The sequence below is a fragment of the Streptomyces sp. NPDC101166 genome, from assembly GCF_044768125.1.
In the GTDB taxonomy this organism is placed as follows: domain Bacteria; phylum Actinomycetota; class Actinomycetes; order Streptomycetales; family Streptomycetaceae; genus Streptomyces.
The window spans coordinates 91,930-112,307 of record NZ_JBIWPF010000009.1; the positions used below are offsets into that span (position 1 = coordinate 91,930).

The following is a 20,378-nucleotide window of genomic DNA, read 5'->3' on the forward strand; positions in this document are numbered from 1 at the left end:
CGGGGAGGGGCTCGGTCCCTCTCATGTGCGCGGTGTGGGGTGGTGGCCGGGCCTCGGTCGGTCGGCAGCGGTCGTTCCGGTCGGGGCCCGGTTCGACGAGGACCGCTGGGCCGCGTCCGCTCACGGTGGCGTACCGGCGCAACGAGGGGACGGTCAGACCGGCGGTGCCGCCTTCGCGAGTTCGCGGGCGAAGTCCCGTACGAGGACGTGCGGGGCGTACCGGCCGTACGCCGTCTCCTCCAACAGGGCCACGTCGACGAGCCGGTCGAGGGCGGCCTCCGCGCGCCGCTCGTCGATGCCGGCGAGACGGGCCAGCAGCGGCACACCGTAGGTGGGCAGGTCGAGGCCGCCGATGCGGCGCAGGACGAGGACAGCGTCCCGGTCCGCTTCTCGATCGGAGGCGGCCAGGGCGTCGTGGGCGACGGCGAGAGAGCGGCGGACGCTGAGGTCGTCGTACTCCAGGTGGTGCAACCTGCTTCCGGGGACGGCCAGTCGGCGGGCCAGTGCGTCCGGGGTGAGGTGGCTGCGGGCGGCCAGGCGAGCGGCGACCACGCGCAGGGCGAGGGGCAGCCGTCCGGTGAGCTCGACGAGGGGGTGGGAGGCGGTGAGGTCGTGGTGACCGTGGCCGTGGGCGGGAGCGGCTGGATTCATGGGCCCGGTGTGAGGAGCGCGGCCCGAGGCCACGCGGAGCAGCTCCACGCTCTCCCCGGCCGAGAGCGGGGTGAGGCGGAAGCGGTGGGCCCCGTCGAGAGCAGTGAGCGGGGACCGGCTGGTGACGATGACCGCACAGCCCGGGCCGGCAGGCAGCAGCGGGCGTACCTGGGCGGCGTGTGCGACGTCGTCCAGGACGAGGAGCGTGCGGGTCGGCGCGAGCAGGGTGCGCAACAACGCGGTCGCCGCGTCCGGTGATTCGGGGAGGTGGCGGGGATCGATTCCGAGGTCCCGCAGGAGGGCCGCGAGGGCCTGGGCCGGGGTGAGCGGGGCCGCGCCGGGGGTCGCGCCGTGCAGGTCGAGGTAGAGCTGACCGTCGGAGAAACGTTCCTTCAGCTGGTGGGCGACCTGGAGCGCGAGAGCGCTCTTGCCCACGCCTGCCATCCCGCTGATGACGAGGGGGCCCGCCGTCGGCTCGGAGGCGACAGCCTCGTGAAGACGGCGAAGGAGGTCCACGCGGCCGGTGAAGTGGGCTGGTGACGGCGGAAGTTGGGCAGGACGGAGCGGGGCCGGCGTGGGCGAGGGGGCGGAGCCCGTCTCGGCGCCGACCTCGCCCGGCCTCACGGCGCCGACCTCGCCTCGCCTTACGGCGCCGACCTCGCCTCGCCTTACGGCGGCGGCCCCTGTGACGTCTCCGAAGCCACCCGTCGGACCCTCGGCGAAACCCCTCACCGCCCCCTCCCCCGCATCCCGCAGCACCTCCACATGGGCCTCGCGCACCGTCTGGCCCGGCTCGACGCCGAGTTCCTCGACCAGGTGCGTGCGCAGGTCGCGGTGGACGGCGAGGGCCTCGGCCCGGCGGCCCGCGCGGTGCAGGGCGAGCATGAGTTGCCGGTGGTAGGACTCGCGCAGCGGATGCTCGGCGGCGAGCTCCGTCAGCTCCGGGACGAGGCGGTCCAGCTCGCCGTCACCGAGGGCCAGTTCGGCGTCGTAGCGCCACTCCAGCAGCAGAAGCCGGGCCTCCTTCAGACGCTGGACCAGTGCGTAGCCGCCGAGTTCGGAGGGAAGCCCGGTGAGCGGTACGCCCCGCCACAACGTGAGCGCGGCCTCACACTCACGGACGACCCGCTCCCAGTTCCGGGCGGCGAACGCACCGCGGGCCGCCGCGAGATGGCGTTCGAAGACGTGGACGTCGAGCTCACCGTGGTCGACCCGGAGCCGGTACCCCGGCGGGGCCGCCCGCAGGCGGTCCGGGTCGTCGAGCAGCCGGCGCAGCCGGGACACGTGATTGTGCAGCGAGGCCTGAGCGGACGGCGGCGGCGCGCCGCCCCACAGCGCCTCCTTGAGCGAGTCGACGGGGACGATCCGTCCGGCGTCGAGCAGCAGGGCGGCCAGCAGGACACGCGCCTTGGGGCTGCGGACGGCCCTCGCCGCGGGGAGGGGGACGCCGTGCGGTCCGTCATCTCCGTGGGCGCTGCGGGAGGGACGGGTGCCGGCGTCGTAGAGGACCGGCGGTCCCAGCAGTCCGAACCGCAGCTCGTACCGCATCACGCCGATCTTCACCCTTCCACCCGCCGTGCACCGGCCGGTCGCGCCCCCGCGAGTGAACTGCCGTCCCGTTGGCGGGATTTCACCCCGGCACCGGCGGTGTCACGCCATCCTGTCCCTGTCGGTTCCCGGCGAACCCGGCCGCCGTCGCGGCCGGTCTCCCTGCCCGTCCGGCGACCTCAGGCCGGACGACCAGCGGTGATACGCGGAACCGTTGGCGACATGTTAGCGATTCGTTGGTGTGGCCTGATGTGATCACAACATCGGCTCCGGCCCGACGGCGCGCGCGTAGAACGCGTTGCTCGGGGGAGTGTCGCCGCCGCGGCCGGAGTTGGGGGCGCGTCCGGGCCCGGTCGGCAGAGGTGAACGACCGGGGCCCGCGCCCCGTTTTCACCCGTCACGCGCCCCGCCCGGACACGGGCGCCGGAACGTCAGATCACCGGCGGCCGGCCCAGCCTGGTCAGCCGCCACACCGTCCGCCACCGCATCGGCCGCCGCGCGCCGGCCGGCTCGCGCACGCCCTCCGCGAAGCCTCCGAACCATGCCTTCAGCCCGCCGAGCGAGCGTGTGCGCAGCAGCGTGACGGCGATCCACACGCCCAGGTGCACAGGGATGAGCGGCAGCGGCAGATTGCGCCGGACCAGCCAGACGCGGTTGCGGGCGGTGACGCGGTGGTAGATGGCGTGCCGGGCGGGCGAGGTCTTGGGGTGCTGGAGGAGCAACTCGGGGGCGTAGAGGATCTTCCAGCCGGCGTCGGTGGCGCGCCAGGCCAGGTCGGTCTCCTCATGGGCGAAGAAGAACTCGGCGGGCCAGTCGCCGGTCTGGTCGAGCATGGCCATGCTCAGGGCGTGGCCGCCGCCGAGGAATCCGGTGACGTAGCCGCCCTCCATGGGGTCGGAGGCGCCGACGCGCGGCACGTGCCGGCGCTGCGTCTCGCCGTTCTCGTCGGCGATGCGGAAGCCGACGATGCCCAGGCGCGGGTCCGCGGCGTACAGGTCGCGGACCCGGCGCAGGACGTCCGCGTCGACGAGCAGCCCGTCGTCGTCCAGTTCGACGACGACGTCGACGTCGCCGTGCTCGCGCAGGCGGGCGAGGGCGACGTTGCGGCCGCCGGGGCAGCCCAGGTTGTCGTCGACCTCGATGACGGTGACCTCGCCGGGCAGCGAGAGACGGCGGGCGAAGTCGGGGAGCCGGCAGCCGTTGCCGACGATCACGATGCGGGCGGGCGGGAGGTCCTGTTTGGCCACGGACTCCAGCAGGGCGTCGACCTCGGTGGGCCGGTTGCCCATCGTCACCACGGCAACGGCGATCCTCGGCTCCACCACGTCCCACTCTCCGTCCGGCCAGCGAGGGCGACCGCGTCCCGTACGCGCGATGCCCGTCGTTCACCTAGATGGTGCCTCAGACGACAACGTTGCCCGGACGGCGGCCCGTTTTGCCTGCTCTTTCCACCCCGCCCCCGCACGACGGGCGATGATCACGAGCAGTGGCCACGCCACGCCGCACCGACCTTCGGAGGAACCGACATGCCCTTCCGCTGTGCCGTTCTCGACGACTTCCAGAGCGTCGCCACCACGGTCGCCGACTGGTCCCCGCTGGACGGCCGGGTGGAGGTGGTCTCCTTCACCGAGCACTTCACCGACGAGGGGGAACTCGCCGACGCTCTCACCGAGTTCGACTGTGTGGTCACCCTGCGCGAACGTGTTCCCTTCCCCGCCTCCCTCCTGGGCCGCCTCCCCCGGCTGAGGCTGCTGATCGCTTCCGGCATGCGCAACACGGTGATCGACTACGCGGCGGCGCGGGCCAACGGCGTGACCGTGTGCGGTACGGAGAGCTCCTCCACCCCGCCGGTCGAACTCACCTGGGCGCTGCTGCTGGGCCTCGCGCGCGGTCTCCTCGAGGAGAGCAACGCCCTGCGCCGGGGCGGCCCTTGGCAGTCGACCCTCGGCGCCGACCTGCACGGACGCCGGCTCGGTCTGCTGGGCCTGGGGAAGATCGGAAGCCGGGTCGCCCAGGTCGGCCTGGCCTTCGGGATGGAGGTCTGCGCCTGGAGCCAGAACCTCGGAAAGGAGCGCGCGGACGAGGTCGGCGTACGCCTGGCCGGCTCCAAGGAGGAGCTGCTGGCCGGGAGCGACTTCGTCTCGGTCCACCTCGCCCTGAGCGACCGCACCCGCGAGCTGCTCGGCCCGGCCGAACTCGCCCTCCTCAAGCCGACCGCCTACCTGGTCAACACCTCGCGCGCCGCGATCGTGGATCAGGACGCCCTGCTCAGCGCCCTGCACCAGGGCCGCATCGCCGGCGCGGCCGTCGACGTCCACGACAGCGAACCGCTCCCCGCCGACCACCCGTTCCGCACGGCGCCGCGCCTCCTGGCCACCCCGCACCTCGGTTACGTCACCCGGGCGAACTACGAGCGGTACTACGGTCAGGCGGTGGAGAACATCGAGGCGTTCCTCAAGGGCTCCCCGCTCCGGGAACTGGGCACGAAGCGGGACGGCAGCTGACAGCTTCCCGGTGAGGGGAGCCGTCGGCTCCGCGCTGACGGCTCCCACCTCGGGTTGGTCAGGGGCGGCCGAGGGCCCGGTACTCCCAGCCGGCGGCACGCCACTTCGCGGGGTCGAGGGCGTGCCGGCCGTCGACGATCCGGCGGTGGGCGACGACCCCGCCCATCGCGTCGGGCTCGATCTCCCGGAACTCGGCCCACTCGGTGAGCAGCACCACCACGTCCGCCTCGCGGGCCGCCGTGAGGACGTCCGTGCCGTAGTTCAGATCCGGGTAGGCCCGCCGGGCGTTCTCCGTGGCCGCCGGGTCGATGACGGTCACCACGGCGCCGGCCTGGTGCAGCGTCCGGGCCACGTCCAGCGCGGGCGCGTCCCGGATGTCGTCGGAGTTGGGCTTGAAGGCCGCGCCCAGCGCGGTCACCCGCACCCCTGCCAGTTCGCCCCCGGCCAGCTCACGGACGAGGTCCACCGTGCGGGCCCGGCGGCGCTGGTTGATGGCGTCGACCTCGCGCAGGAAGGACACGGCCTGCCCGACGCCCAGTTCCTCGGCGCGGTGGCTGAAGGCCCTGATGTCCTTGGGCAGGCAGCCGCCGCCGAAGCCGAGGCCCGGCTTGAGGAACCGGCCGCCGATGCGGTCGTCGTAGGCCAGCGCCTCGGCCAGCCCCGTGACGTCGGCGCCGGTCGCCTCGCACACCTCCGCCATGGCGTTGATGTACGAGATCTTGGTGGCGAGGAAGGAGTTGGCGGCCACCTTCACCAGTTCCGCCGTGGGCAGGTCGGTGACGACCACCGGCGTGCCCTGCGCGATCACCGGCGCGAACGCGGCACGCAGCCGCTCTTCGGCCCACTCCGACTCCGTGCCGAAGACCAGCCGGTCGGGCCGCAGGGTGTCGTCGACGGCGTACCCCTCCCGCAGGAACTCCGGGTTCCAGGCGAGTTCGACGTCCGCCCCGGCCGGCGCCGTCCGCCGGACGACCTCGGCCAGCCGGGCGGCGGTGCCCACCGGCACGGTGGACTTGCCGACCACCAGCGCCCGCCGGTGCAGATGCCGCGCGAGCTCCTCCACCGCGCTGTCCACGTAGCGCATGTCGGCCGCGTACGAACCCTGCTGCTGCGGCGTGCCCACGCAGATGAAGTGCACGTCACCGAACTCGCCGGCCTCGGCGAAGCTCGTGGAGAACCGCAGCCGCCCGCTGTCGAGGGCCTTGGCCAGCAGCTCCGGCAGGCCGGGCTCGAAGAAGGGCACCTCGCCCGAGTTCAGCCGCTCGATCTTGGCCGGGTCGACGTCGACGCCCAGGACGTCGAAGCCGAGGACGGCCATGCAGATGGCGTGGGTGGCGCCGAGGTAGCCGGTGCCTATGACGGTGAGACGGGGTGCGTCGGTGCGCGCGTCGTCCTCAAGGGTCACGGTGGTCTCCAGGGGTGTGTCAGGGCACGTCGGCCCGCCGCATGAGCCGGTCACGGATGGCGGTCTGCGGAGCGATGGGGAAAGGGAGGAGGGGAGGGGCGAAGGGGAGGGAGCGGGGGTGGTCGGGACGGGGGGCGGAGGTCTACGGGCGGTGAGGGGCGGGCGGGGCGGGGTCGTGGGCGTCAGGAACCGCAGTCGATGTTGGTGAGGCCCTCGTCCGCGCCGTTCGCCTTGTTGTCGCAGGCGACCTTGTTGCCCTCGGACGTGAGGTGGAAGCCGTAGCCCGGTCCGTCCACGTTCGCGGTGTTGCCCCGGAAGGTGTTGCCGGTGCCCCAGCCGCTGACGATCTGGTGGGTTTGGAAGCCGTCCATCGGCGTGTGACTGCCGGTGTTGCCCTCCAGGAGCCAGCCGTTGCCCTTCACGTCGACCCAGGAGTCGTTGTTGTGCGAGCCGCTCAGCTTCGATCCGTCGAACGTGTTGTCGATGACCTTGCCGTCGCTCGTGCCTTCCTTGATGTCGATGGACTCCGCGGTGGTGTCGCTGATGTGGTTGCCCATCACCACGTTGCGGTCGCTGGTGTCCGTCTTGCAGTCGGTCACCGTGCACCAGTTGGACTCGGCCGTGCCGATGTAGATGCCCTCGCCGAACTTCTCGCGGCGCAGCCCGGTCGCGCGGATGGTGTTGTCCCTGACCATGTTGTCCGAGCTGAAGTCGCGCAGATGGACGGCCTCGTCGCCGATCTGCTCGACGGTGAGACCCTGGAGGACGCTGCCCACCACACCGTCCGCCATCACGCCCTTCTGGGCGTTGCGGACGGTGAAGCCGACCAGCCGCCAGTAGCTGGCGTTCTTCAGGTGGAAGGCGTACCCGTCGTCCGTGTCGCCGCCGTCGATGACCGCTCCGGAGCCGCCGCACAGGAAGATCGGCTTGGCCTCGGTGCCGGAGACCTCGGCGACGAAGTTCCCTGCGTACGTCCCCGCGGCGAGCGCGATGCTGTCCCCGGGCTGAGCCTGGGCGAGGGCCTGCTCGAGCGTCTCGGCGTTGCTCACCTTGACCGTGGCCGCGGGGCAACTGACGGCCTCCGACGGCACCGAACCGCGGGTGGGCCGCGCCGTCGACGGCGCCTTCGGGGCGACCGACCGGCTGGGCAGCGCCGAGGGGGTCTCCTCCGCCGGCAGCAGCCCGGGCGGCGACACGCTGGGCCCGGCGGTGGAGGCGCCGGCCGTCACCTTCGGCTCCGCGTCGCCGTCCCGTGCCACCACGACGATGAGCGCGGTCAGAGCGAGCAGGAAGGCGCCCCCGGCCAGCCATACGGCCGGCTGCCGGGAGGACGACGAGCCGCCGCCGTCCCCGCCGGCCGACGGCGCGTACGACGGCCTGGGCGGCTCGGAGGCCTCCGCCGGCTCGACGGGCTCGGGCGGCGCCGAGGACGCCTCGCCCGCCGAATCCCCCTGCGGGGCCTGGGGTCCCTGGGGACCCGGAGCCTCCTCGGACGCCAGGTTCGCTCCCGCGGCCGCCGCCGCGTCATCCGAAGAAGGCGCAGGCGTCCCGGGCGACGCAGGCGTCCCGGACGCGGGCGTCCCCGACGACGCGGACGGCTCGCCGGAAGACGCTCCCCCTTCCCCGGAGGGCACAGCGGGCTCGGACGGCACGGAGGACTCGGGCTTCACAGGCTGCTCAGGCGGCTCAGGAGAGACAGAGGACGGATCGGAAGGCATGGGCGACAAACTCCGGCTGCTCGGCGGACAGGCATCGTCATCAGGGCACGCGGGCGGCCGACGCCGGCTGCGCGGACTGCGCGGCCGGGACGGACTGCGCGGACTGGGAGGCCCACACTCGCAGGCCGGTGGTCCGCTGGTCCTCCTCGGTGAACCACTCCCGCTTGGGCGTCACCTGACGGACCGGCACCTCGATCACGGGCGTGCCGTTCAGCGGCAGCTTGTCCTCGTACGGGTGCGCGCCCAGGCGCCGGCGGCCGTGCCGGCGTCCCCCACGCTCACGGCCGCCCAGGAGCGCCGAGATCAGGATGAGCAGCAGGATGAACGTCCACAGCAGCGTCATCGGGCTGGCGTAGTGCCGGAACTTGATCCAGAAGGAACTGGTGTCGTGCCAGGCGAACAGCTGGTTCGAGCGGACGGTGATGTCTCCGTGCGCGCGGGTGGTGTCGACGGCGCTCGGGCCGACGCCGGAGATGACGTTGTAGGTGATCATCGAGTCGTCGACGCCGCCGACCATGGAGATGCCGTGGTTACGGCCGTCCTGGACGGTGTTGCCGCGGATCTCCGCCACGCTGTCGCGCACGTAGATGCCGGTGTCGGTGCCCTCGACGATGTTGCCGGTGATCGTGGCGGCGGTCACCCCGTCGCGCACCGAGATGCCCTGCCGCGACTGGCCCTTGAGGTGGTTGCCGGTGATGGCCACGTCGGTGGCGTCCTTGCGGGCCACGATGCCCATGTCGCCGCCCTCGACGCGGTTGTTCTGGACGCCGACGTCCGTGCCGCCGAAGATCTCGATGCCGTAGCGGCCGTTGTCCGTGGCGACGCTGTTGGACACGGAGTTGGAGCCGTAGCTGCTGATGGACTCGCCGGACGCGGAAGGCCCGCTGGCCAGCGGCCGACCGCTGATGGTGAAGCCGTTGCCGCCGTTGCCCTTGGCGGTGGAGCCGCTGACGCGGACCTGCTCGGTGGCGCGCGCCATGACGAACCCGTCGCCGCCGTTGTTGCGGGAGACGGTCCGCTCGACGACGGCGTTGGTGACGAACCGGTGCAGCACGACGCCGTGTTCCAGGCTCCCCTGCACCGTGGTGTCGCTGATGCTGACCCCGGTGGCGCCGGAGATGAACAGACCGTAGGCGTTGCCGGTGACCGTGGAGTGCCCGATCGCCGCCGAGACGTACGACAGGCTGGGCACCGAGAAGCGGGTGTCCGGCGTCTTCAGCGAACCGGACGGCTGGGCGATGACGCCGCTGCTGCCGGCCTTGGCGCCCGGCCTCGCCGGGGAGTCGTCGATGTTGCCGGTGTCGGGCCGGTCGGTGCCGGTGAGGCTCAGCCCACCGGTGCGGCCGCTCCAGAAGCCCAGGTCGGTGACGCTGGCGTAGTTCATGGAGTACTGGCCGCCGATCGCGCGGATATAGGCGCGGCCGTCCCGTACGTCGGTGTCCGGCTTGTTCTTCTTGTCGTCCCAGCTGGTGATCCGCATGGGCGCCTGCGGGGTGCCCTCCAGGGTCAGCCGGCCGCCGAAGGAGACGATGCTGACGAAGCCCTTGTTGCTGCTGGCCATCCGCAGCGTCAGCCCGCCCGGGTTGGACAGCTTCAGCTTGGCCCCGGCGTTCAGATAGATGTTCTCGGTCAGCAGATAGGAGCCGTCCTGCATCCGGACGAACGTCTGCGGCGCCAGTTCGAGCAGGTCGGAGATGGTGTAGGCGTTGCTGCGCTGGGTGAGCACGAGGGTGTAGCCGCTGCCGGTGTCCAGGCGGTACGGCGCCTTCCACTGGCCGCCCTTCAGGGGGGCGACGGCGGCGACCGCGCGGACCTGGTCCAGCCGGTGGTCCTCGGCGGCGACGAGCGCGGTCTCGTTCTCCGCGTCGGCGGCGTTGACCTTCGGCTTGTCGTCCGCGTCGGCGGCCGTGGCGACGGTCGCGGACGCGGCGAGCAGACCTGCGGCGAGCGGGACGACGAGGGCGGCGCGCAGCACCGGCACCACGGCCGACAGACGCGGCGCCCGCAGGGCGGCCGGGAGGGTGCGGATTCTCGGGGCGGCCGGCAGGGCACGGGTCCGCGAGGCGGACGGAAGTCGACGCTGTGTCATGACTGCTGGGCCTCCGCCCACGAGGGTGCGGTGGGGGCGGGAGACGCGGCGGCGGCCGTCGGCGCGGTGGACGCGTCGGCCCGTGCACCCGTTCCGCCGCCGAGGGACGCCGAGTTCTGCCCCTCGCCGCCGATGCGGTTGCTGGCGCGGGTCAGCCAGCCCTGCTTGTTCATGGTGATGAAGGCGAACAGCTTGATCGGCAGCGAGATCATGATGACGACGACGGCGAGCAGCGGCAGCAGCAGGATCTCCTGCGGGTGCCTGCGCAGGTGGGAGTAGCCGCGGATGCCTCGGCCCACGAGCAGCCAGATGAGTACGAGGATCACGCCCCGACCGGTCAACTCCAGTCGGCTGAACAGCAGATACGCGAGCGCCATGCCCATGGTGACCGGCGTCAGCAGGATCTGGAACACGGTGATCTTGGTGACGAGGGGGACCCGCCAGAGCCAGCCCTTGTAGAGGGCGGTCAGGTAGCACCGGTAGGAGTTGCGGCTCCAGCGCACCCGCTGCTTGACGAAGGCGCGGAAGGAGGAGGGGAACATCGACAGCGCCCGCGCGGAACTCTGGTGCACGGTCTTGTAACCGGAGGCCAGCACCAGCCAGGTGAGCCGTCCGTCGTCGCCGGCGACGCAGCGCCGGCCCAGGAAGAACTCGTTCTCCAGGTTCTCCAGCACCGGCGCGATCGCCGACCGGCGGTAGGCCGCCGTACGACCGGAGAGGCAGGCCACGGCGCCCGCACGGCCCATGGCCGGGACGTAGTCGTAGTAGCGCAGGTTGACCAGCCAGTCGGCGATCCGCCGCCAGACGCTGGTCCGGCGCTGGTAGACGTTCTGCTGGGTGCCGACGCCGCCGACCTCGGGGTCGACGAAGGGCATCTGCACGGCGGCGAGCAGCCCCGGCTCCCAGCGGGTGTCGGAGTCGACCAGCACGACGAGCTCGCTCTTCGCGGCGCGGATGCCGACGCCGAGCGCCGACCGCTTGCCGCGGTGCTCGAAGGCCAGCACACGGACCCGCGGGTCCCGCACCTGCGCCAGCCGCTCCAGGACTTCCTTGTCCTCCACGTCCGGGACGATGATCACCTCGGTGGGGTCCTGCGCCAGCCAGGTCTCCAGGCAGTCCACCAGAATGCTCGCGTCCTCGCGGTACGCCGGGACGACCACGGACACCGTGGTCCGGTAGTCGTTCACCACAGGCTTGGCGAACCGGGACAGCACCGCCCGGTAGAGCCACAGACCCCAGACGAACACGCCGGCGAGGCCGAGCGGCATCAGCTCACGCCATGACGTCTCGGCAGTCGCCGTGACAATCCATGACCAGAAATCGTCGAAGAAACCCGACACGAACTCAGAACCCCCCAGCCGGAGCGCAGCCCACCGCATGGGCCATATGTGCGACGTTCGCGGTCTACGCCGGGAAATCTAGGGCCGAAACGAGCTCTTCCGACACACGATCAACACAAAATTCACCTGAGGTGGGCACCAAACATTCACAGGACGAGCAATCTCTCAGCGAACGGTGAACGATTCGAGCGCCGACTTTCGGCCACCGACCGCAGATCTGACGTGCCGTCATCCCGCGTCCGCAAGAAGCGACTTGAGATGAACGCGACACGCAAGCGTACATCCCTCGCGCACCTCGAACGCACGTGCTTCACATCATTCACACAAGCAAACGGAATGTGATACACCTCACACGCTCGAATTCCACGGTGCGGACGCCCGTGACCCGCCCGTCATGGCGGCGTCACCTTTGACCAACGCGGCGGCCCGGCAAGCCGATCCAGGGGGCCGTGCCCGGGCTCGAGACTCCCCTCCCGAAACCGGCCGGCCCGAGCGGAACCTTCACGAGAACCGACCCGGTCCTGCCGGGTGTCCTGATCTACGGTGCCATCGGTGACCTATGACGAGGGAGGGTCCGTGAAGCAGGCCAGAACGGCGCTCGCCGAGCGAATCGCCGAGCGGAGAAGGGGAGTCGGCGACCCACGGGCGCTGGTCGGTGAGATGCGGCGGTCGGTTCTTCTGGTGCCGACGGCCGACGGTGGCCTGTGGTCGTCAAGGTCGGGCGGGGTGCGGTGGATCTGTGGGTTCACCGACGAAACCGCGCTGGCCCGGTTCGCGCTGCGGCACGGGCCGGGTGATCAGCCCATGGACTACGCGGCGCTGCTGGGCGCGCGCATCGTCGACGAGGTCGTGCCGTCCCTGGGCGAACCCGCCGGTCTCGCCGTCGACATAGCCAGCGAGGACGGGTCGATGTTCTTCCCGCCGGTCGTCGGCATCGTCCCGGACACGGTCGCCGTCGACGCCGATGTGAGGAAGGGGCGAGGTCATGGGCGATGAGGGAATGGACATCCGGCTCGGCAGGGAGTCGGTCGCCAAGTTCACCCAGGGCGTGGGCGCGACCATCGACGAGCTCGGTGAACTCGGCGGGGCCACCGGCTCGGTGACGGGCAAGGGCTTCTCGGGACTGTCGATGAGCGGGATGGAGGCCGGACATCACGGCCTGTCGGTCGACTTCGAGGACTTCTGCGAGCGCTGGGAGTGGGGCGTGCGTGCCTTGGTCGGCGATGCCAGCGCGCTCGCGAACCGCCTCGGCCTGGCGGCGGGCACCCAGTGGGAGAACGACCAGTACGTCGCGGGCGCGCTGAAGGTGGGCGTCAACTCCGTGATGGGCGGCAATCCGCACGCCACCGAGGAGGAGATCACCCGGCAGGACTGGGGCGACGTGTTCACTCCGGACGCCCTGGATCCGGACTGGAGCGCCGAGTCGTGGGACCGGGCCGGTCAGGAGATGGAGCAGACGTGGAAGGACACCGGCCGCACCGTCCTCACCGAGGGCGAGGGCGGTCGGCGGTCGGAGGTGCTCAACGACGCGCTCGGCATCTCCGACGAGGAGTGGAACCAGGCGCTGGACGACACCTTCGGTCCGTCGCCCGAGGAGCGCGCCCGGCAGGCGCAGCAGGGTGAGTCAGGGGGGAACTGACCATGGGTATCGGCGACTTCATCAGTGACATCACGCCCGACTCGGTCGAGGAGGTGGTCGAGGACGGCGTCGAGTGGGCCGGCAACCGGGTCGAGGACGCCGGGAACTGGACCGCCGACCGGCTGGAGGACGTCGGATGGGATTCCGGTGCGGACTGGGTGCGTGAGAAGTCCCGTTCGGTCGCCAACCGGATGGGCGCCGAGACCGACGAGATGGACCTCGGGCAGACCGAGGACAGGACGAAACTGATCTACGGCAGCGCCGACAAGCTCCGTTCCACCGCCGAGAAACTCCGTGCCTTCCGGACGGCTTTCGACAACGCCGGTGAAGGCCTCAAGGGTCTGGACTCCTCCCGTCTCAAGGGCGAGACGGCCGAGGCGTTGCGGACCGCCGTGGGCACCCAGCCGCCCAAGTGGTTCACCGGGGCGGACGCCTGTGAGAAGGCCGCCGCCGCGCTGGAGGCGTTCGCCTCCACCGTCACCTGGGCGCAGGGGCAGGCGCAGACGGCGATCGACAAGTGGAAGGAGGGCGTCAAAGCGTCCGAGGAGGCCGCCGACGCCCATCGCAAGAAGGTCGACGACTACAACGGCGCCGTCGACCGCTACAACGCGCAGCCCGCCGACAAGCGTGATCCGGCCTCGCTCCCGCCCAGGCCCGCGGCGACGTTCGACGACCCGGGCAAGCAGTTGATGCAGGAGGCCCAGGACATCCTCGCCGAGGCCCGCAAGCAGCGGAACTCGGCGGCGGAGACCGCGCGCTCCGCGGTGAGCGCGGCTCGCGACCTCGCCCCGAAGAAGCCCTCCTACGCCGAGCAGTTGGCCGACGGCGTGCAGGAGCTGCAGATCATGGGCGACCATGTCGGCGGCGGCATCGTCAAGGGCACGGCCGGCATCCTGAACTTCGTCCGCTCGGTCAATCCGGTGGACCCGTACAACATCACCCACCCGGCCGAGTACGCCACGTCCCTCAACAGTCTGGCCGCGGGTCTGGTGGTGGCCGCCAACGACCCCGTCGGCACGGGCAAGCAGATGGTCAGCGACTTCATGAAGGACCCGGCCGAGGGCTTCGGCCGGCTGATCCCCGACCTCGCGCTGACGGCCGCCACCGGCGGAGGCGGCGCCGCGGTGAAGGGCATCCGCATCGCAGAGGAGGCGTCCGACCTCGCGAAGGCACGCCGACTGCTCGACGACGCCCCCGAGGGCACCCACAACCGGCCTGACGTCGAACGCCCCGCCGACGGCACCGACCCCGTCGACCTCGCTTCGGGCCGGATGTTCCTGCCCCAGACCGATCTGGCGATCCCCGGCATCCTGCCCTTGGTCTTCACCCGCCGCACCGAGTCGGGTTGCACGGTCGGCCGCTTCCTCGGTCCGGCCTGGACGTCGACCGTCGATGAGCGTCTGCAGATCGACGCCGTCGGCGTCGTCCACGTCACCGCCGACGGCCTCCTGATCCCGTACCCGCACCCGGTTCCCGGCGCGCCCACCAGGCCGGCATCGGGCCGGGCCCGCACCCTGCTGGCCCGTGACGCCGACGGCGACTACACGGTCACCGACCTCGACGGCGGCCTGATCTTCCACTTCACCGCCCCGTCCGGCAGCGAACCGGGGGGCGACGGCGTCGCCTGGCTGTCGGGCGTCACCGAACGCAACGGCCACTCGATCACCGTCGACCGCGGCGAGGACGGCCTGCCGCTGGCCCTCGTCCACTCGGCGGGCCACCGGGTGAAGCTGTCCGTCACCGACGGCCTGGTCACCGCCCTGTCCCTGGCCGGCGCGGGCGACGACGGCGCCGACCTGCCCCTGATGAGTTACGGCTACCAGGACGGCAACCTCACCACGGTCACCAAGCCGTCGGGCGCCACCACCACCTTCGTCCACGACGACCGCCGCCGCGTCATCGCCTGGATCGACTCCAACGGCAGCCGCTACGACTACGTCTACGACGACCACGACCGCGTCGTCGCCGAAGGCGGCGAGGCCGGCCACGTCCAGATCACCCTGGCGTACACCGAGCCCGACCCCGACACGGGCCACCGCACCACCACGGTCACCACCTCCGACGGGCACGCGACCCGCCACGTGTTCGGCCCCGGCTGCCGTCTCCTGGCCACCACCGACCCCCTCGGCCACACCACCCGCTTCACCTACGACCTGCGCGGCGATCTCCGCACCCGCACCGACCCGCTAGGGCTCACCACCGCCTTCTCCTACGACGAGGACGGCCGGGTCGTCTCCGCCACCCGCCCCGACGGGAGTGAACTGCGCACTGTGCGCGGCCCGTTCGGCCTGCCGGTGGAGGTCGTCGGCCCGGACGGCACCCGCACTGTCCATGAGTACGACGAGCGCGGCAACCGCACGGCGATCACCGACCAGGCCGGCTCCACCACCCGCTGCACCTACGACCGAGCCGGCCGGCTCACCTCGGTCACCGACGCCCTCGGAGCCACCACGCGCGCGGTGTGCGACGCGGCGGGGCTGCCCGTGGAGGTGACCGACCCTGGCGGCGCCGTCACTCGCACGGAGCGCGACGCCCTCGGCAGGCCGGTCCGCGTCACCGATCCGGTGGGCGGTGTCACCCGCTTCGAGTGGCACGCCGACGGACAGCTCTCCCGGCGCACCGGCCCCGACGGCGTCACGGAGTCATGGACCTACGACGGCGAGGGCAACCGCCTCACGCACACCGACGCTTCCGGTGGCGTCTCCCGCTTCGAGTACACCCACTTCGACCTGCCGGTCGCCCGCACGGGGCCCGACGGCGCCCGCTACGAATTCCGGCACGACGCGGAACTGCGCCTCACCCGGGTCACCAACCCGCAAGGGCTGACCTGGAGCTACGCGTACGACGCCGCCGGCGACGTCGTCTCCGAGACCGACTTCGACGGCCGCACCCTCACCTACCGCATGGACGCCGCGGGCCGGCTCGCCTCCCGCACCGACGCGCTCGGCAAAACCATCTCCTTCGAACGCGACCAGCTCGGACAGGTGATCCGCAAGGACGTCGACGGCCACGTGACGACCTACGGCTACGACAGGGCCGGACGCCTGCTGGAGGCAGCCGGACCGGACAGCGAACTCCGCTACCAGTACGACCGGCGAGGGAAGGTCAAGACCGAGCTGGTGGACGGCCGTCCCGTCACCTACTCCTACGACGCCCTGGGCCGCCGCACGAAGCGCACCACGCCCACCGGTCACGTCACCTCCTACGCCTACGGAGTCGACGGTCAGCCCCAGCGCCTGACCACCGGCGGTCGCCGGATCGACTTCACGCACGACGCCGCCGGCCGCGAGATCACCCGCGCCTACGGGGACGCGATCACCGTTGCCTCCGCCTGGGACGAGGCAGGACGGCTCACCGGACAGCACATCACCGCCGGAGCCCGCGCCGTCAACAGCCGCGCCTACACCTACCGCGCCGACGGTCACCTGCTCTCCCTCACCGACCTGCTCTCGGGCACCCGCACCTTCGACCTCGACCGGGCGGGCCGCGTCACCGCCGTCCACGCCCAGGACTGGACGGAGCGGTACGCCTACGACGACGCCGGAAACCAGGCCTCGGCCTCCTGGCCGTCCCACCACCCCGGCAGCGAGGCCACCGGACCGCGCGCCTACACCGGCACCAGCATCACCCGCGCCGGAGACGTCCGCTTCGAACACGACGCCCTCGGCCGGGTCGTCCTGCGGCAGAAGACCCGGCTCTCCCGCAAGCCCGACACCTGGCGCTACACGTGGGACACGGAGAACCGCCTCACCTCCGTGACCACGCCCGACGGGACGCGGTGGAAGTACCGCTACGACCCCCTGGGCCGCCGCACGGCGAAACAGCGCCTGGCGGCCGACGGCGAGAGCGTGGTGGAGGAAGTCCGCTTCACCTGGGACGGCCTGACCCTGTGCGAGCAGACGAGCCACCGGCCGGACGCCCCGAACACGATCGCCCTCACCTGGGACCACCGGGACGTCGTCCCGCTGGCCCAGACCGAGCGCATCCTCACCGCCGACGCGCGCCAAGAGGAGATCGACCGGCGTTTCTTCGCCATCGCCACCGACCTCGTCGGCACACCGACCGAGCTCATCGACGAGACGGGCGACATCGCCTGGCGCACCCGGACCACTCTCTGGGGCACCACGGCCTGGTCCCGGCACAGCAGCGCCTACACGCCCCTCCGCTTCCCCGGCCAGTACTACGACCCCGAAACCGGCCTCCACTACAACCACTTCCGCCACTACGACCCCGAGACCGGCCGCTACACCTCCCCCGACCCCCTCGGCCTCGCTCCCGCCCCGAACCCCGTCGCGTACGTGGACAACCCGCACAGCGGGTGCGACCCGCTGGGCCTCATGCCCAAGTACACGAAAGAGGAGAAGGCGCAGAAGGCCAGGGAGGACGCCCTCAAGGCCATGGACCAGGTCATCGAGAGGGCGCAGGAAGGCAAGATCAAGAAGGCCGGCAACTACCACGCACATGACCATGGCTTCACTGAGGAAATGGTCACGGAGATCCTCAAGAAGCCCGACGCGGTGTACCACTCGACAGCGGCCAGCGGAAACCTGATCTTCCGTCAGGGTGACGACATCGTGGTGGTCCGGGCCGACCGTCAGGGGGCGGGCAACGTCATCACGGCATACGGTTCGTCCGGAATCAAGGGTCCTTCCGGGGCCGAGGCGCTGGGTGGCTTGCCCTCCGATCCCGGCAGCCCGATCACACACGCGGACGTGGTGGAGGGCAGGATTCCAGCCAAGAACGGCTACATGGCTCCTGGAGTGCAGGTCAGATGAGGTGGCATTCACCATGAGAATCACCGTCGACGACAACTGGACCGCAACGGTGACGGGCGATCCGCTGCACATCACCCCGCGTTTCGATTTCCGGGACTTCCGTGTGCGCGTCGCGACGTACGCGAACGTCGAGGAACGCGGGCGGTTCCTGCTGGACACCTTCGGCAGTCAGCCGTGGCTGTGGGACACGCCTGACGAGCTCCGGTTCGATCGTTCGGGCCGGGAACTGGTCGGTGCCGAGTTCCAGATCGCGGGTGAGGCAGCCGATGCCGAGGACTCCGCCCGCGTTCCCGTCACCCCTCTCGTCCGCCCGGGCGGTCTTCGCGCGGACGAGGCCCGGGACTTCCGCCTGGAGGTGACCACTGAGCTCTGCCGCGCCCCCGGAGACACCGCGCTCACCTGCCTGCGCGACCTCGACGTCCTCGACGAGCCGCTGGAGGCCCGCATCGGCATCGCCCCCGACGTGGCCCTCCTCGTCCAGCACGGCACCGTCGTCGGCTGGAGCCTCACCGACCCCGCGCAGTACCTGACCACCGGGTTCGCCGCCCCCGACCCGGCTCCCCCCGCCCCGGCCACCCGCCTCCTGCTCACCGAATGCCTGGACCTGGTCGCCACAGAGCTGCTCGACGAGGTGAGGGACCGGGCCCCGGCCGCCCTGGACCGACTCCGGGCACTGGAACAAGCCCTGCGGACCCAGCCCGAGGACCGCCACCGAGCCGACGCCCTGCTCGCGCTCATCGCCGACCTGGTCGAGGACTACGCCGACCGGCCGACCGGGCCGAAACCGTGAACCCTCACTCTGCCGCACCCAGGGCCAGGCCATCACGGCGTAGGAACTCCCGAACCGGCCTCAGCATGCAGATCAGATGAGGCAGGAATGACCATGAAACTGTCGTTCGACGGCGACTGGGGCGCAACGGTGACGGACGGTCCGCTGTCCATCGCCCCCCGCTTCGCGGGCAATTCCGTGCACGTCGCGCACTACGCGAACGTGAGGGAGCGTGAGCGATTTCTTGTGGCCACCTTCGGCAGCCAGGAGTGGCTGTGGGACGCCCCTGACACCCTGCGGTTCGACCCGGACAGCCGGAAGCTGGTCGGAGCCGAACTCCAGATGCCGTACGTCTCCGCGCGACACGAGACGTCCGTTCGCGTTCCCGTCTTGCCTCCCGTCCGACCGGGGGGCCTTCGCGCGGACGAGGTCAAGGACTTCCGGCATGAGATGTGCGCGGTGCTGTGCCGCGCTCCCGGCGAGGCCGCGTTGACCTGCTTGCGCGATCTCGACGTCCTGGACGAGCCGCTGGAGGCCCGCATCGGCATCGCCCCCGACGTGGCGCTCCTCATCCAGCAGGAGACCGTCGTCGGCTGGAGCCTCACCGACCCGGTCCGCTACTTGACCAGAGGGTTCGCCGCCCCCGATCCCAACCCGCCCTCCCCCGCCACCCGTCGCCTGCTCACCGAATGCCTCGACCTGATCACCACGCCGCTGGTCGACGACCTGGTGGACGGCGTACCGGCCGCCCTGGCCCGCCTTCGGGCCGCCGACGAAGCCCTGCGCAACCAGCAAGAGGACCCGCACCGGGCCGACGCCCTGCTCGACCTCATCGCCATCATGGTCCAGGACTACGGGAACTGGTGAGCGAGTTCGACACGGGCTCTCCGGGCCCTGAAAGCAGGGATTGAGGTGGCGTTCACCATGAGACTCACCCTCGACGAGGGCTGGACCGCTACGGTGACGGACGATCCGCTGCGCAGCACCCCGCGCTTCGACTTCCCGGGCCAGTGCGTACGCATCGCGGAGTACGCGGATGTGACGGAATGGCAGCGGTTCCTCGTGGAGACTTTCGGCAGCCGGGAGTGGCTGTGGGACGCTCCCGACGAACTCCGGTTCGACCAGGCCGGCCGGGAACTGGTCGGTGCCGGGCTCCGGTTGCCCCACGAGACCGCCGACGCCGAGGACTCCGCCCGCCTTCCCGCCGCACCCCCCGTCCGCCCCGGGGGCCTACGCGCGGACGAGGCCCGGGACTTCCGCCTGGAGGTGACCACGGAGCTCTGCCGCGCCCCCGGAGACACCGTGCTCACCTGCCTGCGCGACCTCGACGTCCTCGACGAGCCGCTGGAGGCCCGCATCGGTATCGCCCCCGACGTGGCCCTCCTCGTCCAGCACGGCACCGTCGTCGGCTGGAGCCTCACCGACCCCGCGCAGTACCTGACCACCGGGTTCGCCGCCCCCGACCCGGCTCCCCCCGCCCCAGCCACCCGCCTCCTGCTCACCGAATGCCTGGACCTGATCACCACGCCGCTACTGGACGAGGTGCGGGACAGGGTTCCGGCCGCCCTGGACCGGCTCCGAGCGGCGGACCAAGCCCTGCGGACCCAGCCCGAGGACCGCCACCGCGTCGACGCCCTGCTCGCGCTCATCGCCGACCTGGTCGAGGACTACGCCGACCGGCCCAGCCCGGACCGACGACGATGAGAGGGACCTTCGCCGGCGACCCGACACAAAGAAACCCCAGGTCAAATGCCTGACCTGGGGTTCATCATGGAGCCGCCTTCGGGATTCGAACCCGAGACCTACGCATTACGAGTGCGTTGCTCTGGCCATCTGAGCTAAGGCGGCGCGCCGTCCGCACCATGGTGCGATCAGCAACGTCGGTAAGTCTACACAGTTTCCGAGGGTGGTCCGCACCACCCCCGGAGGGGGTGGGCGCA

The 20,378-nt window shown here is 71.3% G+C and carries 13 protein-coding genes and 1 tRNA gene; 7 read left to right on the forward strand and 7 right to left on the reverse strand.

Annotated elements, in window-relative coordinates:
- Nucleotides 1-153: 153 nt before the first annotated feature.
- Entirely contained in the window at nucleotides 154-2,199 is a 2,046-nt protein-coding gene (locus tag ACIRS4_RS17820; RefSeq protein ID WP_404196821.1) for a BTAD domain-containing putative transcriptional regulator, read from the reverse strand.
- A 431-nt stretch (nucleotides 2,200-2,630) separates the two neighbouring features.
- Complete coding sequence (locus ACIRS4_RS17825; RefSeq protein WP_404196353.1) at nucleotides 2,631-3,524, reverse strand: glycosyltransferase family 2 protein; 894 nt, start codon at nucleotides 3,522-3,524, stop codon at nucleotides 2,631-2,633.
- Nucleotides 3,525-3,725: 201 nt separating this feature from the next.
- On the opposite strand from ACIRS4_RS17825, the gene ACIRS4_RS17830 reads away from it, so the two are divergent.
- Nucleotides 3,726-4,703: a D-2-hydroxyacid dehydrogenase family protein gene (locus ACIRS4_RS17830; protein WP_404196357.1), complete on the forward strand. Its 978-nt coding sequence runs from the start codon at nucleotides 3,726-3,728 to the stop codon at nucleotides 4,701-4,703.
- Nucleotides 4,704-4,761: 58 nt separating this feature from the next.
- Here ACIRS4_RS17830 and ACIRS4_RS17835 read toward each other — a convergent pair whose 3' ends face one another.
- From ACIRS4_RS17835 to ACIRS4_RS17850, 4 genes are all read right to left on the reverse strand, one after another.
- Complete coding sequence (locus ACIRS4_RS17835; RefSeq protein WP_404196360.1) at nucleotides 4,762-6,108, reverse strand: UDP-glucose dehydrogenase family protein; 1,347 nt, start codon at nucleotides 6,106-6,108, stop codon at nucleotides 4,762-4,764.
- A gap of 182 nt (nucleotides 6,109-6,290) precedes the next feature.
- Entirely contained in the window at nucleotides 6,291-7,778 is a 1,488-nt protein-coding gene (locus ACIRS4_RS17840) for a hypothetical protein (RefSeq protein ID WP_404196363.1), read from the reverse strand.
- 88 nt (nucleotides 7,779-7,866) lie between these two features.
- Nucleotides 7,867-9,915, reverse strand: a complete 2,049-nt coding sequence (locus ACIRS4_RS17845; protein WP_404196366.1) for a right-handed parallel beta-helix repeat-containing protein — start codon at nucleotides 9,913-9,915, stop codon at nucleotides 7,867-7,869.
- Nucleotides 9,912-11,183 (reverse strand): glycosyltransferase family 2 protein, encoded by a 1,272-nt coding sequence (locus ACIRS4_RS17850; RefSeq protein WP_404196369.1) that lies wholly within the window; start codon nucleotides 11,181-11,183, stop codon nucleotides 9,912-9,914. The genes ACIRS4_RS17845 and ACIRS4_RS17850 overlap by 4 nt, the downstream gene beginning before the upstream one ends.
- Before the next feature lie 648 nt (nucleotides 11,184-11,831).
- On the opposite strand from ACIRS4_RS17850, the gene ACIRS4_RS17855 reads away from it, so the two are divergent.
- The 6 genes from ACIRS4_RS17855 (at nucleotide 11,832) to ACIRS4_RS17880 (ending at nucleotide 20,142) form a co-directional block, all read left to right on the forward strand.
- Entirely contained in the window at nucleotides 11,832-12,251 is a 420-nt protein-coding gene (locus ACIRS4_RS17855) for a hypothetical protein (RefSeq protein WP_404196372.1), read from the forward strand.
- Nucleotides 12,241-12,894 (forward strand): hypothetical protein, encoded by a 654-nt coding sequence (locus ACIRS4_RS17860; protein ID WP_404196375.1) that lies wholly within the window; start codon nucleotides 12,241-12,243, stop codon nucleotides 12,892-12,894. Before ACIRS4_RS17855 ends, ACIRS4_RS17860 begins: the two co-directional genes overlap by 11 nt.
- Before the next feature lie 2 nt (nucleotides 12,895-12,896).
- Nucleotides 12,897-17,669: a putative T7SS-secreted protein gene (locus ACIRS4_RS17865; RefSeq protein WP_404196378.1), complete on the forward strand. Its 4,773-nt coding sequence runs from the start codon at nucleotides 12,897-12,899 to the stop codon at nucleotides 17,667-17,669.
- 13 nt (nucleotides 17,670-17,682) lie between these two features.
- Nucleotides 17,683-18,459, forward strand: coding sequence for a hypothetical protein (locus ACIRS4_RS17870; protein ID WP_404196381.1), 777 nt, complete (start codon nucleotides 17,683-17,685; stop codon nucleotides 18,457-18,459).
- An 87-nt stretch (nucleotides 18,460-18,546) separates the two neighbouring features.
- A complete protein-coding gene (locus ACIRS4_RS17875) occupies nucleotides 18,547-19,305 on the forward strand; it encodes a hypothetical protein (protein ID WP_404196384.1) in 759 nt (252 codons plus the stop codon).
- Nucleotides 19,306-19,362: 57 nt separating this feature from the next.
- The gene (locus ACIRS4_RS17880; protein WP_404196387.1) at nucleotides 19,363-20,142 is read left to right on the forward strand and encodes a hypothetical protein; all 780 of its coding nucleotides are present in this window, start codon (nucleotides 19,363-19,365) and stop codon (nucleotides 20,140-20,142) included.
- Between the two features lie 67 nt (nucleotides 20,143-20,209).
- Here ACIRS4_RS17880 and ACIRS4_RS17885 read toward each other — a convergent pair.
- A tRNA-Thr gene (locus tag ACIRS4_RS17885) sits at nucleotides 20,210-20,286 on the reverse strand.
- Between the last annotated feature and the right edge of the window lie 92 nt (nucleotides 20,287-20,378).